The following is a 14,955-nucleotide window of genomic DNA, read 5'->3' as shown; positions in this document are numbered from 1 at the left end:
CATTTGCGGATTACATAATGGGAAATGTATGAAGAACTGGAGAACGCTTATTCTCGGATTGGTGGTTTGCGCCAATGCCGCGTTCGCAGCACCCCAAGAAGTGGATAAAGTCGCCGCCGTCGTGGATAACGGCGTGGTACTCGAAAGCGACGTCAACGGTCTGTTGCAGTCAGTCAAGCTCAACGCCCAGCAGGCCGGCCAACAGTTGCCGGACGACAAGACGCTGCGCCATCAGATCATCGAACGGCTGATCATGGATAACATCCAGCTGCAGATGGCCAAGAAAATGGGCATTACCGTGTCCGACGCCGAGCTGGACAAAGCGATCGCCAACATCGCCGCGCAGAACCGCATGAGCGTCGATCAGCTGCGCAGCCGCCTGTCGTACGAAGGGTTGAACTACAACACCTACCGTTCGCAGATCCGCAAAGAGATGCTGATTTCCGAAGTGCGTAACAACGAAGTGCGCCGCCGCGTCACCATCCTGCCGCAGGAAGTGGACGCGCTGGCCAAACAGGTGGGCGCGCAGAACGGCAGCGACACCGAAATGAACATCAGCCACATCCTGATCCCGCTGCCGGAAAACCCGTCGCAGCAGCAGGTCGACAAAGCCGAAGAGCTGGCCAAACGCCTGGTGGGTGAGATCAACAGCGGTGCCGACTTCGGCAAGCTGGCGATCACCTACTCCGCCGATTCTCAGGCGCTGAAAGGCGGCAACATGGGCTGGGGCAAGCTGCAAGAGATCCCGACCCTGTTCGCTGAACGTCTGGTGAGCGCCAAGAAAGGCGACGTCGTCGGCCCAATCCGTTCCGGCGTCGGCTTCCACATCCTGAAAGTGAACGATATCCGCGGCGCCAGCCAGTCGGTGTCGGTCACCGAAGTGCACGCCCGTCACATCCTGCTGAAGCCTTCGGTGGTGCTGACTGACGATCAGGCGCGCGCCAAGCTGCAATCCGTTGCGGAAGCCATCAAGAGCGGCCGCGCCAAATTCGCCGACGAAGCCAAACAGCTGTCGCAGGATCCGGGTTCCGCCATGCAGGGCGGCGATCTGGGCTGGGCCTCCCCGGACATCTACGATCCGGCCTTCCGCGATGCGTTGCTGAAGCTGAGCAAAGGTGAAATCAGCGCGCCGGTCCACTCTTCCTTCGGTTGGCACCTGATTCAGCTGCTGGATACCCGTCAGGTGGATAAGACCGACGCCGCGCAGAAAGATCGCGCTTACCGCATGCTGTTCAACCGTAAGTTCGCCGAAGAGGCGCAGACCTGGATGCAGGAACAGCGCGCCCAGGCTTACGTGAAGATCCTCGATGGCAGCGATGCGCAGCAATAAACGCGTCGTCATTACCCCCGGCGAACCCGCCGGGGTGGGGCCGGATTTGGTAGCCGCCCTGGCGCAACAGGATTGGCCTGTTGAGCTGGTGGTGTGCGCCGATCCGGCCCTGCTGCTTGAACGCGCCAAGCGCTTGGGCCTGCCGCTGACGCTGCGCGACTACCAACCGCAGCAACCGGCCGAGGCGCAACGCGCCGGCACGCTGACCGTGCTGCCGGTGTCGCTCGCTCAGCCGGTCACCGCCGGTGAACTGAACGTCGGCAACAGCGCCTACGTGGTGGAAACCCTGGCGCGCGCCTGCGACGGCTGCCTGAACGGCGAATTTGCCGCTCTGATCACCGGCCCGGTGAACAAAGGCGTGATCAACGACGCCGGCGTGCCGTTTATCGGCCATACCGAATTCTTTGCCGATCGCAGCCGCTGCGATCGCGTGGTGATGATGCTCGCGACCGAAGAGCTGCGCGTGGCGCTGGCGACCACCCACCTGCCGCTGCTGGCGGTGCCGGGCGCCATCACGCAGCAGAGCCTGTTCGAAGTCATTCGCATTCTCGACCACGATCTGAAAACCAAATTTGGCATCGCTCAGCCGCACATTTATGTCTGCGGTCTGAATCCCCACGCCGGGGAAGGCGGCCATATGGGGCGCGAAGAGATAGACACCATCATCCCGGCGCTCGACGCGCTGCGCGCTGACGGTATCCATCTGATCGGCCCGCTGCCGGCGGACACCCTGTTCCAGCCCAAATATCTGCAAGATGCCGATGCGGTGCTGGCGATGTATCACGATCAGGGGCTGCCGGTGCTAAAATACCAAGGGTTCGGCCGCGCGGTGAATATCACCCTCGGTTTGCCTTTCATACGCACCTCGGTCGACCACGGTACCGCTCTGGAACTGGCCGGCACCGGCACCGCCGATGTCGGCAGTTTCCAAACGGCCCTGAATCTCGCCATTAAAATGATAATTAATTGTAATGAATAACAGAGTCCACCAAGGGCACTTTGCCCGCAAACGCTTTGGACAAAACTTTTTAACCGATCAGTTTGTCATCGATAGCATTGTCTCCGCCATTCACCCGCAGCCGGGCGAAGCGGTGGTCGAGATCGGCCCCGGCCTCGGCGCCTTGACCGAGCCGGTTGGCGCACGCATGGACCGCATGACGGTGATCGAACTGGACCGCGATCTGGCCACCCGGTTGGAGAACCACCCGCGGCTGAAAGACAAGCTGACCATCCGCCAGCAGGACGCCATGACGGTGAATTTCGCCGAACTGGCCGAGGAAGCTGGCCAACCGCTGCGCGTATTTGGTAACCTGCCGTACAATATTTCGACGCCGCTGATGTTCCACCTTTTCAGCTATACTCAGGCAATCCGCGACATGCACTTTATGTTGCAAAAAGAGGTGGTCAACCGTCTGGTGGCCGGCCCGAACAGCAAGGCCTACGGGCGTTTGACCGTGATGGCGCAGTACTACTGCAACGTCATTCCGGTGCTGGAAGTGCCGCCGACCGCGTTCGCGCCGCCGCCGAAGGTCGATTCCGCCGTGGTGCGCCTGGTCCCGCACACCGAGCTGCCGAACCCGGTGGGCGACGTGCGCATGCTGAGCCGCATCACCACGCAGGCGTTCAACCAGCGGCGGAAAACCATCCGCAACAGCCTGGGCGACCTGTTCACGCCGGAGCAGCTGACGGAGCTGGGCGTCGATCCTTCGCTCAGAGCAGAGAATATTTCTGTGGCGCAGTACTGCAAGCTGGCGAACTGGCTGTCAGCCAATCCGGCGCCGCAGCAATAAGGAGTTGTTGTCATGATTGATTCGCCCCGCGTGTGTATTCAGGTTCAGAGCATCTATGTGGAATCACAGTCGATCCCTGAAGAAGAGCGTTACGTCTTCGCCTATACCATTACCATCCGCAATCTGGGGCGGACCAACGTGCAACTGCTGGGCCGTTACTGGCTGATCACCAACAGCAACGGCCGCCAAACCGAAGTCCAGGGCGAAGGCGTGATCGGCGAACAGCCCGTCATTCCGCCCGGTGGAGAGTTTCAGTACACCAGCGGCGCCATTCTGGAAACGCCGCTGGGCACCATGGAAGGCCATTACGAAATGGTTGACCATCAGGGTCAGCCGTTCCGCACCGCTATTCCCGTGTTCCGCTTAGCCATTCCAACGCTGATCCATTAATTATGTCGACATACCTTATCGGCGACGTTCACGGCTGTTTCGATGAACTGAAGTCGCTGCTGGCTCAGGTTGCGTTCGATCCCGAGCGCGATCAACTGTGGCTGACCGGCGATCTGGTGGCGCGCGGCCCCGCCTCGCTGGACGTGCTGCGCTACGTGCGCTCGCTCGGCCCGGCGGTGCGCATGGTGCTGGGCAACCACGATCTGCACCTGCTGGCGGTTTACGCCGGCATTAGCCGCAACAAACCCAAAGATCGCATCACGCCGCTGCTGGAAGCGCCGGACGCCGACGAGCTGATCAACTGGCTGCGCCGCCAACCGGTGCTGCAGGTGGATGATGAGCAAAAGCTGGTGATGGCGCACGCCGGCATCACCCCTCAGTGGGATATCGACACCGCGAAAATGTGCGCGCGCGAAGTGGAGGCGGTATTGAGCAGCGACAGCTATCCGCTGTTCCTCGACACCATGTACGGCGACATGCCGAACAACTGGGCGCCGGAGCTGAGCGGCCTGGCGCGCCTGCGTTTCAGCACCAATGCGTTCACGCGCATGCGCTACTGCTTCCCCAACGGCCAGCTTGACATGATCTGCAAAGATGCGCCGGGCAGCGCACCGGCGCCGCTGAAGCCGTGGTTCGAACTGCCGCGCCTGGTGGATCCGGAATACACCATCATCTTCGGCCACTGGGCCTCGCTCGAAGGCAAGGGCACGCCGGAAGGCGTGATCGGGCTGGATACCGGCTGCTGCTGGGGCGGCGACCTGACGATGCTGCGCTGGGAAGACCGCCGTTACTTCACGCAGCCCGCCAATCGGGGCGAGGCGTCTGACCACGCCGGCAGACTGGCCGCATCCTGAAAATACAAAGGCGGCCCGGTGGCCGCCTTTGTTTTCTATATTATCGCCTTACGCCCCAATCACCCCGCCATCTTCACGCGTGATCATCAATACCGATGAACGCGGGCGCGGGCTGTTGTTCGGGAAGTGCGAATCGCCCTCTTCTCCCGGATGCTGCACGTTGACGAACATCGTCTTGTAGTCCGGGGTGAAAGTGATGCCGGTCAGTTCGCAGGACTTCGGCCCCACCATGAAACGGCGGATCTCGCCGCTGACCGGATCGCCCACCAGCATCTGGTTGTTGCCCTGCCCGACATAATCGCCCTTGTTGCTGTACTTGCCGTCGGTGAGGATCCACAGGCGGCCGGCGCGATCGAAGCCCAGCCCGTCCGGGCTGTTGAAGGTATTTTCCGCCGTGATGTTCGGCGTGCCACGGTTGACGCCTTCGGGGTGGGCGATCGGGTTGCCGCACAGCGCATAGATGTCCCAGGCGAAGACGTCGGCGGTGGCGTCGCCACCTTCATCCCAGCGAATGATTTGGCCATAGATATTGTTAGGCCGCGGGTTGGCGGCGTTCAGCGGCATCCCTTCCTCACCGCGCTTGCTGTTGTTGGTCAGCGTACAGTACGCGCGGCCGTCATGCGGGTTCACCGCGATCCACTCCGGGCGATCCATTTTGGTGGCGCCGACCTGCTGCGCCGCCTTGCGGGCGAAGATCAGCACTTCGGCCTCGTCGCGGAAGCCGTTCTCCGGCGTCAGGCCGTTCTTGCCGAACTCGAGCGCAATCCAGCGCCCTTTGCCCTTCAGCGGCGTGCCGGCCTCATCGCCGTCGAACTGCGCCACGTACAGCGTCCCCTCGTCCAGCAGCGTGCGATTGTTGGCCGGATTGGCGGCGTCGACCACGCCTTTGGAGACGTACTTATAGATATGTTCGCCGCGCTCGTCGTCGCCCATGTACACCACCAGGCGGCCGTCTTTGGCCACGGTCACCGCCGCATTTTCATGTTTGAAGCGGCCGAGCGCGGTGTGCTTGATGGGCGTCGAGGTCGGATTCAACGGATCGATCTCGACGATCCAGCCGTGGCGGTTGAATTCGTTGGGGTTCTTCGCCACGTCGAAGCGCTCATCATAATCCGGCCAGTTGCGCTCCGGCTCGCTGGCCTTCAGCGTGTAGCGCTTCTGTTCCGGCGTGGTGCGATAATCGGCCTGACGGGTGCCGAAATAGGTGTCGAAGTTTTCCTCGCAGGTCAGATAGGTCCCCCACGGCGTCTTGCCGTTGGCGCAGTTGCCGAAGGTGCCCAGCACCTTGCGGCCGCTCGGATCGGCGGCGGTCTGCAGCAGCGGGTGCCCGGCGGCCGGGCCGCTGAACTGCATTTCGCTGTTGGCGGTGATGCGGCGGTTATAGCGCGACGGGCGTTCCACCTCCCAGCGCTGGCCGTCGCCGACCCGCTTGACCGCCACAATGGAGACGCCGTGCGCCGCCTGTGACTTGCGCACCTCTTCCAGGCTGGTGGCTTTGGCGCCGCCGTGGGCGAACAGATACTGTTCGTTGACGTATTCGTTATTGATGGCCATCACGCCGTGATTGTCATCAATAGGGAAGAAGCTCATGCCGTCATTGTTGTCGCCAAACTGTTTTTCCTGATCGGCGGCGCTGTTGTTGCCCTGCGGATCGAAGGCCGGCGCGCCGTCCACCAGCGGCTCGCCCCAGGAGATCAGCACCTCCGCGCGGTAGCCCGGCGCGATGGTCACCTCGTCGGCGGTAGATGCGGCGATGCCCTGAAAGCCCAGCAGCCTGTTCGGTGGCAGATCCTCGGCCAACGCCTCGGCGGAGACCGACCAGATGCCACCGCCGAGAAAGCCGGCCAGGCCGACGGCGCCGGCGCTGCCGAGCAACAGCTTGCGGCGAGTGGGATCGATCAGGCGGTCGGCGTCTAATTGCTCAATTTGCTTGGTCATAACGTGGTTACCTTTTTAGTTATGGCGCCGCGGTCAAGATTCACCAGAGTTGCCGTGGCGCTCGGAGTTGGGCTTCATACTAATCAGGTAATGTGACGGAAAGGTTACGAATGACCGGCGTAAAAAGACCGGGGGCGCAATTGCTTGCGCCCCCGGGGATAACTGGCTAACGCGCTGAGATCAGCGGCGCTGCAGGATTTCGAAACAGTAGCTGTGCGAGTTCAGATTGTCGGCGTCGTGGAATTCGCTGAACGTGGTTTCCCACTCGTCCGGCTCGTAATCCGGGAAGTGGGTATCGCCGCCGACTTCGGCGTCGATGTGCGTCAGGTACAGACGGTCGGCGCGCGGCAGCAACTGGGTATAGATGCGCCCACCGCCGATCACCATCACTTCTTCCACCTCGCCCGCGGCGGCCAGCGCCTCATCCAGCGAGGTTACCCAGGTCACCCCGGCTTCGCTGCCCGGGCGGCTGCTCAAAACGATATTGTGGCGGCCCGGCAGCGGGCGGCCGATGGACTCGAAGGTCTTTCGGCCCATAATAACCGGCTTATTCAACGTGTTGCGTTTAAACCACGCAAGGTCCGCCGGCAGGTGCCACGGCATGGCGTTTTCCATGCCAATAACGCGATCCGCCGCCAAGGCAGCGATCAGGCTGATAATCATTGTTTAACCCTGTGTAGGCAGCAAAATTGGTGACACTATACGTAAAGGCCTGAGTGCCGTCGATAGGCTAATCAAGCAAGATGAATATATAAGATAGCTCTTATCAGCATATCTAATAACCAACGTTCTTTCGCCGGGAAATTTCACACGCCGGGGCGTTTGCGGTACAGCCACAGGCCCGGTAACGACAGGCCGATCGACAAGGCACCGACGATGAAACTGGCCTTGAGGAAGTTGGTGATCATGGTCTCCATCAAGGCCTCGCTGTAGCCCAGATGCGAGATCTCCACCACAGTTATCATCGCGGTATAGGCGGAAATGCCGGGGAACATCGGGATCACCGCCGCCACGGTGAATACCTTCGGGTGCGCCAGCAGCCAGCGCGACCAGTAGATGCCGATGATGCCGATCAGGATCGCCGCCAGCAGCGAGGCCCACTCGATGTTCATGCCGGCATGCATCATCAGCATGCGCGAACCGCGCCCGATAGCCCCGAGCAATGCGCAATAGCGCAGCGCACGCAGCGGCACGTTAAACACCATGGCGAAGCCCAGCGCCGGCACCGCCGCCAACAGCATCTCCTGCAACAAGGCCCACAGCAGATTCATGACCACCCCCGCAGATCCCACAGCGACATCGCCATCACCACGCCGATACAGGTCGCCAGCGTCAGCAGGCTGGCCATCGCCCAGCGCGCCAGCCCGGTATTCACATGCCCCTTGAACATGTCGGCCACCGCGTTGATCAGCGGGAAGCCCGGCACCAGCAGCAGCACGCTGGCGGCCATCGCCACGCTCGAGGTGTCTTTAAACGCCGGCAGGCGCAGCAGCAGTCCGGAGATCGACGTCGCGACAAATGCCGTCAGGCAAAAATTGATCAGCGGATTCATCTGGCGGGCGGTGAGGATCTGGCGCACCAACATCGCCGTGCCGCTGGCGATAAAGGTCACCAGGAAGGCGTCGCCGCCACCGCCGTTGAGCATGCTGAAGCACCCGCAGGACAGCCCCACCATCAATACCACCAGCCAGCGCGGGTAGCGCAGCGGCCGGATCCTTTCAAAGCGGCGCGCCACGTCGTGCGCATCCGCCAGGCGATGCTCGGCGAGGATCACGATATGCTGCACTTCGGTCACCACCTGCATATTGATGCCGCGATCGACGTTCTTACGGGTGGTGGTCAGACAGGCACCATGGCTAAGAGTGGTCAATACCACCGCATTGGCGGAGATCGAGCTTTCCACGCTGTCCATGCCCAGCGCCAGTCCCAGGCGAGTTGATAACTGTTCCACCACCGTGCTCTCGGCGCCGTGCTGCAACAGCAGCAACGCGCATTGAATGCACAGTCGGGTGATTTCACGCTGTTGCCGGTGCGGTTCCGGCCTGTCTGTGGCGGTAGTCTGCTGCATGGTGCTCCGTCGCTGGCGGTAGATGAATTATTATCATAGAGCCTAACAATACCTCATTGGGTTGATGCGCATCAGAGGAAGCGGCGTTATTATCGCCAGATTGCTGCCTTTTGCGCGAGACGCCTCCCATGCTTGAAACTTCACTGTTCGTCGCCGGCATTGCCGCCCTCGGCATGCTTTCCCCCGGCCCGGATTTTTTCCTGGTGATCAAAAACGCCGCCCGCTACCCGCGGCTGGCCGCCATGATGACCGCCTTCGGCGTGATCTGCGGCGTCGCCACCCACATGTCTTACTGCGTCGCCGGGCTGGCGGTGGTGATCACCACCACACCGTGGCTGTTCAACCTGCTGAAATACGCCGGGGCAGTCTATCTGGTGTGGATCGGCATCCAGGCGCTACTGTCGCGCGGCGGCGGCAAAATGAACGTCAGCAATCTGCCGCAGCAGCAGGTCAGCCTGAAGAGCGCCTTTGCGCAAGGCTACCTGTGCAACCTGCTGAATCCGAAAGCCACCCTGTTCTTCCTGGCGGTCTTCACCCAGGTGCTGCAGATCGATTCCGGTCTGGGTGACAAGCTGTGGTACGCGGGGATTATTCTCGGCCTGTCGGTCATCTGGTGGCCGCTGCTGGTATTTTTGATCCAGAGCGGGCCGGTGCGCCGCGGGTTGGAAAAGACGCAGAAGATCGTCGACAAATTGCTGGGCGGCATGTTGATCGCCTTAGGCATCAAGGTGGCGCTGAGCTAAGCAAAAAAAGGGGCGCCATCACGGCGCCCCTCCCCTTATCCTTTGGCTTCCACCACTTCATCCTCCGGCGCCTTGCCGTCGATACTGCCGCGCCAGCCGGTCTGCTGCACCCGCGCCAGCCGATTCTGATCCTGCTCGATGGCCGCGCTGAGCATCTCCTTGGCCCGCTGCAGGCTGGCGATACGGAATTCAGTATCCTGGTAATTATCCAGCGTATCTTCCAGCATCTTCAGGTTATAGCGACGGAACGTGTCCGCTTTCTCGCGCGCCTCATAGGCGTCCAGCCCCAGCAACTCCAGCGTTTCACGGCCGACGCGCAGCGAGCTTTCGAAGGTTTCGCGCTCCGGTTTTTCCACCCCCAACTGCCGCAGCTGATACCAGTGATCGACGTCGCGCGCCCGCGCCACCACCTTAAGATGCGGGAAGTGCTGCCTGGCCAGCTCGGTTAACGCCAGGCTGTCTTCCACGTCGTCGATGGCGTTGATCAGCACCTTGGCGTGAGCGGCGCCGGCGGCCTCCAGCAGATCGGCGCGCGTGGCGTCGCCGTAGAACACCTTGGTGTCGAATTTACGCAGCGTTTCGATATGGTCCGGATCGTGATCAAGTACCACGGTGTGCACGCCGTTGGCCAACAGTAAACGACCGGCGATCTGGCCGAAACGGCCGAAGCCGGCGATGATCACGCTGGCATTCTCATCATCAATGACGTCAGCCGGGCGATCCTCTTTCGGCGCATTTTTCTCCAGCTGCGCGGCGATCACCAACAGCAGCGGGGTGGCCGCCATCGACAGCGCCACCGCCAGCGTCAGCGACTTGGCCCATTCAACCGGCAAGACGCCGGCCAGCTGTGCGGCGCTGAAAATCACGAAGGCGAACTCACTGCCCTGCCCCAGCAGAATGGCGAACAGGCCGCGCTGGCGCTTCGGCACGCCGAGCAGCGGCCCAATCAGCCACAGCAACGCCGCCTTGATCAGCATAAAGCCCAGCAGCAGCGAGGCGATCAGTAACGGATGATGGAACAGCGTGCCGAAGTCGATCGACATGCCGACGCCGATGAAGAACAGCCCCAGCAGCAACCCCTTGAACGGCTGAATATCGCTCTCCAGCGCGTGGCGGTATTCCGAGCTCGCCAACAGCACCCCGGCGAGGAACGCCCCCATCGCCATCGACAGCCCGGCCATCTCCAGCAGGATGCCGAAGCCGAACACCAGGAACAACGCCACGGCGCTGAACACTTCACGCATGCCCGAACGGGCGACGAAGTGCAGCAGCGGGCGGGTGACGTAGCGGCCGAGCAACACCACCATCGTCAACGCGCCCACCACCTTGGCCGCCGACAGCATGAAAGCGCCCAGCGTGGTGGTGGCGCCGCTGCTGGCCAGCAGCGGGATCATCGCCACCAGCGGGATCGCCGCGATATCCTGGAACAGCAGCACCGCAAACGCGCTGCGGCCGATCGGCGACGGCGTCAGATTGCGTTCGCTCATCGCCTGCATGGCAATGGCGGTGGATGAGAGCGCCAGCGTCAGGCCAATCAGCAACGCCACCTTCCAGTTAAGGCCAAGGAAGTAACAGAAGGCGCTCAGCGCCAGGCCGCAGCCCACCATCTGAATGCTGCCGCCGCCGAACACCGAGGCACGCAGCGTCCACAGCCGTTTAGGATCCAGCTCCAGGCCGATGATAAACAGCATCAGCACCACGCCGATCTCGGCGAAGGTCAGGATCGATTCGGCGTCCGACACCAGCTTCAGCCCCCAGGGGCCAATGATGCAGCCGGCGATCAGGTAACCGAGCACCGAGCCCAGTCCCAGGCGCACCGCGATCGGCACAAACAGCGCCGCGGAGCCGAGGTAGATCAGCCCTTCGATCATCATGTGGTGATTATCCATGGCTGGCCTCCCGGGTTTCCGCTTCGGCATGTTCCATCAGGTAGTCGACCAGCCGCTGGCGGTAGGCTTCGCCGGCGGCGAGCAGCGCCGGCTCGTTGCAGGTAAAGGTATTGTGCACGGCGAAATAAGGCAGCCAGGTCATGCCGCAATAGATCGCCGTGGCCTGCAGCGGCTGCGCCAGCGCGGCGAAGTTGGGGAAGTCGCCCAGCTCGAAGTGGTGCTCGTCGCCGCCGCTGGTCACTGCCCACAGGCAGTCTTTACCCACCAGCGCATTGCCGTCGTGGCCGTAGGCCCAGCCGTGCTCCAGCACTTTGTCGATCCACAGCTTCAACAACGGCGGGAAGCTGTACCACTGCATCGGATGTTGCAGCACCACCAGGTCGGCGCGCTCCACCGCCCGCTGCTCGGCGTTGATGTCGATATTGAAATCGGGGTACAGCTCATACAGCGAGCGCACCTCCACCTCGGGGAGATCCTTCACCGCCTGCAGCAGGCGGTGATTGGCATGCGAATGCCGGGGATACGGGTGAGCATAAATTATCAGAATCATTGTTATCGTCGTTCCTTCGTTCCTTGCCAATACACCAAGCATATACCAATCACACAGAGTGACAGTTTGCCCACTGATTGATAGCGGAAATTTTTAACGCCAGCCGACAAATTCGCTGAATAAAAAAGGGCGCTGCATCTGCAGCGCCCCTTACGTTGCGTTATCGCGCGGTTACTTGCCGATGCGCGCGTGCATTTCCTGTACCGACGTCACCTGCTCGGTCGGATCCGCTTTCAGCGCCATCGCGGTGGCGAAGCCGCCGTTCAGCGTGGTGTCGTAGTGCACCTTGTACTGCAGTGCGCTGCGGCGAATCAGCTTGGAGTCCTCAATCGCCTGACGGCCTGCCGTGGTGTTGACGATGTAGGTGTACTCGCCGTTCTTGATACGGTCCTGAATGTGCGGACGCCCTTCGTGCACCTTGTTGACCAGACGCGGGTTGATGCCCGCTTCGCCCAGCACCACCGCGGTGCCGTGGGTGGCGTCCAGCTCGAAGCCCTGCTTCAGCAGGCTGGCGGCCAAATCGACCACGCGGGCTTTATCGCCTTCACGCACCGACAGCAGCGCGCGGCCCTGCTTCTTCATGCCCGAGTTGCTGCCCAGCATCGCTTTGGAGAAGGCTTCCGCGAAGGTGCGGCCCACGCCCATCACTTCCCCGGTAGAGCGCATTTCCGGCCCCAGAATCGGGTCGACGCCCGGGAATTTGTTGAACGGCAGCACCACTTCTTTCACCGAATAGTACGGCGGGATGATCTCTTCGGTCACGCCCTGTTCAACCAGCGTTTTGCCGGCCATCACGCGCGCGGCCACTTTGGCCAGCGGCACGCCGGTCGCTTTGGAGACGAACGGCACGGTGCGCGCGGCGCGCGGGTTGACTTCAATCAGGTAGACTTCGTTGTCTTTCACCGCGAACTGCACGTTCATCAGGCCGCGCACCTGCAGCTCGAACGCCAGTTTTTCCACCTGACGACGCATCACGTCCTGAATTTCCTGGCTCAGGGTGTACGCCGGCAGCGAACACGCGGAGTCGCCGGAGTGCACGCCCGCCTGCTCGATGTGCTCCATGATGCCGCCAATCAGCACGCGTTCGCCGTCGCAAATGGCATCGACGTCCACTTCCACCGCGTCGTCCAGGAAGCGATCCAGCAGCACCGGCGCATCGTTGGATACGCTGACCGCAGTCTGGAAGTAGCGGCGCAGGTCGGTTTCGTCGTAAACGATTTCCATCGCCCGGCCGCCCAGCACGTAGGAAGGACGCACCACCAGCGGATAACCGATGGCCGCCGCCTTCTCCACCGCCTGTTCGATGGCGGTCACGGTGGCGTTGGCCGGTTGCTTCAGGCCCAGACGGTTGACCGCCTGCTGGAAGCGCTCGCGGTCTTCGGCGCGGTCGATGGCGTCCGGACTGGTGCCGATAACCGGCACGCCTGCGGCTTCCAGCTCGCGCGCCAGCTTCAGCGGAGTCTGGCCGCCATACTGCACGATCACACCCTTCGGCTTCTCGATGCGCACGATTTCCAGCACGTCTTCCAGCGTTACCGGCTCAAAGTACAGGCGGTCTGAGGTGTCGTAGTCGGTGGAGACGGTTTCCGGGTTACAGTTGACCATGATGGTCTCGTAGCCGTCTTCACGCAGCGCCAGCGAAGCGTGCACGCAGCAGTAGTCAAACTCGATGCCCTGGCCGATACGGTTCGGCCCGCCGCCCAGCACCATCACTTTCGGCCGGTCATTGGTCGGGTTGGACTCGCACTCTTCTTCATAGGTGGAGTACATATAGGCGGTGTCGGTGGCGAATTCCGCCGCGCAGGTATCCACGCGCTTGTACACCGGATGCAAACCGTAGCTGTGGCGCAGCTTGCGAATTTCGCTCTCGGCGACGCCGGCCAGCTTGGCCAGACGCGCATCGGCGAAGCCTTTGCGCTTCAGAGTGCGCAGGAACTCTTTGTTCAGGCCGTTGATGCCCGCCTCGGCCACCTGCTCTTCCAGGCGCACCAGCTCTTCAATCTGCACCAGGAACCAGCGGTCGACGTTGGTCAGGTTGAACACGCCGTCTACCGACAAACCGGCGCGGAAGGCGTCGGCGATGTACCAGATGCGGTCGGAACCGGCGTCTTTCAGCTCGCGGCGGATTTTGGTCAGCGCTTCCGGATCGTCCAGGCTCACTTTCGGATCGAAGCCGGTGGCGCCCACTTCCAGACCGCGCAGCGCTTTTTGCAGCGATTCCTGCTGGGTGCGGCCGATGGCCATCACTTCGCCGACCGACTTCATCTGGGTGGTCAGGCGATCGTTGGCGCCGGCAAACTTCTCGAAGTTGAAGCGCGGGATCTTGGTCACGACGTAGTCGATGGACGGTTCAAACGACGCCGGGGTGCGGCCGCCGGTGATGTCGTTCATCAGCTCATCGAGGGTGTAGCCCACCGCCAGCTTGGCGGCGATCTTGGCGATCGGGAAGCCGGTGGCTTTCGACGCCAGCGCCGAAGAGCGCGACACGCGCGGGTTCATTTCGATGACGATCAGGCGGCCGGTTTTCGGGTTGACCGAGAACTGCACGTTGGAGCCGCCGGTTTCGACGCCGATCTCACGCAGCACCGCCATCGAGGCGTTGCGCATGATTTGGTATTCCTTGTCGGTCAGGGTCTGGGCCGGCGCGACGGTGATCGAGTCGCCGGTGTGGATGCCCATGGCGTCGAAGTTTTCGATGGAGCAGACGATGATGCAGTTGTCGTTCTTATCACGCACCACTTCCATCTCGTACTCTTTCCAACCGATCAGCGATTCATCGATCAGCAGCTCGTTGGTCGGCGACAGGTCCAGGCCGCGTTCGCAGATCTCTTCGAACTCTTCGCGGTTGTAGGCGATGCCGCCGCCGGTGCCGCCCATGGTAAAGGAAGGACGGATGATGCACGGGAAGCCGACGTCAGCGGCCACTGCCAGCGCTTCTTCCATGGTGTGCGCGATGCCGGAACGCGCGGTATCCAGACCGATTTTCTTCATCGCCACATCGAAACGGCGACGGTCTTCGGCCTTGTCAATCGCATCGGCGGTGGCGCCGATCATGGTAACGCCGAACTCGGCCAGCACGCCCTGACGCTCCAGTTCCAGCGCGCAGTTCAGCGCCGTCTGGCCGCCCATGGTCGGCAGCACCGCATCCGGGCGCTCTTTTTCGATGATCTTGCGCACCACTTCCCAGTGGATCGGCTCGATGTATGTCGCGTCGGCCATTTCCGGGTCGGTCATGATGGTCGCCGGGTTGGAGTTGACCAGAATGACGCGGTAACCCTCTTCGCGCAGCGCTTTACACGCCTGGGCACCCGAGTAGTCGAACTCACACGCCTGGCCGATAACGATCGGGCCAGCGCCGAGGATCAGGATGCTTTTTATGTCTGTACGTTTTGGCATTTTTTAC

Annotated in this window: 13 protein-coding genes; 6 read left to right on the top strand and 7 right to left on the bottom strand. The window is 61.8% G+C overall.

The features are described from left to right. The first annotated feature begins 28 nt into the window (after nt 1-28). The 5 genes from surA to apaH are packed head-to-tail and all read left to right on the top strand — an operon-like array spanning nt 29 to nt 4,364. The gene (surA, locus tag ACJ8PN_RS12595) at nt 29-1,330 is read left to right on the top strand and encodes a peptidylprolyl isomerase SurA (protein WP_033631769.1); all 1,302 of its coding nucleotides are present in this window, start codon (nt 29-31) and stop codon (nt 1,328-1,330) included. Further along, on the top strand, nt 1,308-2,309 hold the full coding sequence (gene pdxA / locus ACJ8PN_RS12590) for a 4-hydroxythreonine-4-phosphate dehydrogenase PdxA (RefSeq protein ID WP_171453306.1): 1,002 nt from the start codon (nt 1,308-1,310) through the stop codon (nt 2,307-2,309). The genes surA and pdxA overlap by 23 nt, the downstream gene beginning before the upstream one ends. Then, entirely contained in the window at nt 2,302-3,120 is an 819-nt protein-coding gene (gene rsmA / locus ACJ8PN_RS12585) for a 16S rRNA (adenine(1518)-N(6)/adenine(1519)-N(6))-dimethyltransferase RsmA (RefSeq protein ID WP_004932881.1), read from the top strand. The genes pdxA and rsmA overlap by 8 nt, the downstream gene beginning before the upstream one ends. A 12-nt stretch (nt 3,121-3,132) precedes the next feature. After that, complete coding sequence (gene apaG, locus ACJ8PN_RS12580) at nt 3,133-3,510, top strand: Co2+/Mg2+ efflux protein ApaG (RefSeq protein WP_015376624.1); 378 nt, start codon at nt 3,133-3,135, stop codon at nt 3,508-3,510. Between the two features lie 2 nt (nt 3,511-3,512). After that, complete coding sequence (apaH, locus tag ACJ8PN_RS12575) at nt 3,513-4,364, top strand: bis(5'-nucleosyl)-tetraphosphatase (symmetrical) ApaH (protein ID WP_442534984.1); 852 nt, start codon at nt 3,513-3,515, stop codon at nt 4,362-4,364. Nucleotides 4,365-4,412: 48 nt separating this feature from the next. Here the strand turns inward: apaH and ACJ8PN_RS12570 are convergent, their stop codons facing one another. The 4 genes from ACJ8PN_RS12570 to ACJ8PN_RS12555 all read right to left on the bottom strand — a co-directional run bounded on the left by ACJ8PN_RS12570 (nt 4,413) and on the right by ACJ8PN_RS12555 (nt 8,370). Then, nucleotides 4,413-6,302, bottom strand: coding sequence for a PhoX family protein (locus ACJ8PN_RS12570; protein ID WP_380692552.1), 1,890 nt, complete (start codon nt 6,300-6,302; stop codon nt 4,413-4,415). A gap of 180 nt (nt 6,303-6,482) precedes the next feature. Next, nucleotides 6,483-6,965: a type 3 dihydrofolate reductase gene (gene folA, locus ACJ8PN_RS12565; RefSeq protein WP_004932893.1), complete on the bottom strand. Its 483-nt coding sequence runs from the start codon at nt 6,963-6,965 to the stop codon at nt 6,483-6,485. A gap of 143 nt (nt 6,966-7,108) precedes the next feature. Then, nucleotides 7,109-7,573 (bottom strand): threonine/serine exporter, encoded by a 465-nt coding sequence (locus ACJ8PN_RS12560; protein WP_015376621.1) that lies wholly within the window; start codon nt 7,571-7,573, stop codon nt 7,109-7,111. Continuing rightward, nucleotides 7,570-8,370, bottom strand: a complete 801-nt coding sequence (locus ACJ8PN_RS12555; protein WP_015376620.1) for a threonine/serine ThrE exporter family protein — start codon at nt 8,368-8,370, stop codon at nt 7,570-7,572. The genes ACJ8PN_RS12560 and ACJ8PN_RS12555 overlap by 4 nt, the downstream gene beginning before the upstream one ends. Nucleotides 8,371-8,498: 128 nt before the next feature. Between ACJ8PN_RS12555 and ACJ8PN_RS12550 the strand changes: the two genes are divergently transcribed. After that, the gene (locus tag ACJ8PN_RS12550; RefSeq protein ID WP_015376619.1) at nt 8,499-9,113 is read left to right on the top strand and encodes a LysE family translocator; all 615 of its coding nucleotides are present in this window, start codon (nt 8,499-8,501) and stop codon (nt 9,111-9,113) included. 35 nt (nt 9,114-9,148) lie between these two features. Here ACJ8PN_RS12550 and kefC read toward each other — a convergent pair whose 3' ends face one another. From kefC to carB, 3 genes are all read right to left on the bottom strand, one after another. After that, nucleotides 9,149-11,002, bottom strand: coding sequence for a glutathione-regulated potassium-efflux system protein KefC (gene kefC, locus ACJ8PN_RS12545; RefSeq protein ID WP_021505358.1), 1,854 nt, complete (start codon nt 11,000-11,002; stop codon nt 9,149-9,151). Continuing rightward, the gene (gene kefF, locus ACJ8PN_RS12540; protein WP_004932911.1) at nt 10,995-11,552 is read right to left on the bottom strand and encodes a glutathione-regulated potassium-efflux system oxidoreductase KefF; all 558 of its coding nucleotides are present in this window, start codon (nt 11,550-11,552) and stop codon (nt 10,995-10,997) included. Before kefF ends, kefC begins: the two co-directional genes overlap by 8 nt. A gap of 171 nt (nt 11,553-11,723) precedes the next feature. After that, a complete protein-coding gene (gene carB / locus ACJ8PN_RS12535; RefSeq protein WP_033631765.1) occupies nt 11,724-14,948 on the bottom strand; it encodes a carbamoyl-phosphate synthase large subunit in 3,225 nt (1,074 codons plus the stop codon). Nucleotides 14,949-14,955: the final 7 nt, after the last annotated feature.

It is taken from the genome of Serratia sp. CY76391 (assembly GCF_052166695.1).
In the GTDB taxonomy this organism is placed as follows: domain Bacteria; phylum Pseudomonadota; class Gammaproteobacteria; order Enterobacterales; family Enterobacteriaceae; genus Serratia; species Serratia nematodiphila.
This window is presented reverse-complemented; position numbering and strand designations above follow the sequence as displayed.

What these genes read in the sequence shown, in the direction of transcription:
- surA (WP_033631769.1), top strand. Translation starts at nt 29, where the DNA reads ATGAAGAACTGGAGAACGCTTATTCTCGGATTGGTGGTTTGCGCCAAT.
- pdxA (WP_171453306.1), top strand. Translation starts at nt 1,308, where the DNA reads ATGGCAGCGATGCGCAGCAATAAACGCGTCGTCATTACCCCCGGCGAA.
- rsmA (WP_004932881.1), top strand. Translation starts at nt 2,302, where the DNA reads ATGAATAACAGAGTCCACCAAGGGCACTTTGCCCGCAAACGCTTTGGA.
- apaG (WP_015376624.1), top strand. Translation starts at nt 3,133, where the DNA reads ATGATTGATTCGCCCCGCGTGTGTATTCAGGTTCAGAGCATCTATGTG.
- apaH (WP_442534984.1), top strand. Translation starts at nt 3,513, where the DNA reads ATGTCGACATACCTTATCGGCGACGTTCACGGCTGTTTCGATGAACTG.
- ACJ8PN_RS12570 (WP_380692552.1), bottom strand. Translation starts at nt 6,302, where the DNA reads ATGACCAAGCAAATTGAGCAATTAGACGCCGACCGCCTGATCGATCCC.
- folA (WP_004932893.1), bottom strand. Translation starts at nt 6,965, where the DNA reads ATGATTATCAGCCTGATCGCTGCCTTGGCGGCGGATCGCGTTATTGGC.
- ACJ8PN_RS12560 (WP_015376621.1), bottom strand. Translation starts at nt 7,573, where the DNA reads ATGAATCTGCTGTGGGCCTTGTTGCAGGAGATGCTGTTGGCGGCGGTG.
- ACJ8PN_RS12555 (WP_015376620.1), bottom strand. Translation starts at nt 8,370, where the DNA reads ATGCAGCAGACTACCGCCACAGACAGGCCGGAACCGCACCGGCAACAG.
- ACJ8PN_RS12550 (WP_015376619.1), top strand. Translation starts at nt 8,499, where the DNA reads ATGCTTGAAACTTCACTGTTCGTCGCCGGCATTGCCGCCCTCGGCATG.
- kefC (WP_021505358.1), bottom strand. Translation starts at nt 11,002, where the DNA reads ATGGATAATCACCACATGATGATCGAAGGGCTGATCTACCTCGGCTCC.
- kefF (WP_004932911.1), bottom strand. Translation starts at nt 11,552, where the DNA reads ATGATTCTGATAATTTATGCTCACCCGTATCCCCGGCATTCGCATGCC.
- carB (WP_033631765.1), bottom strand. Translation starts at nt 14,948, where the DNA reads ATGCCAAAACGTACAGACATAAAAAGCATCCTGATCCTCGGCGCTGGC.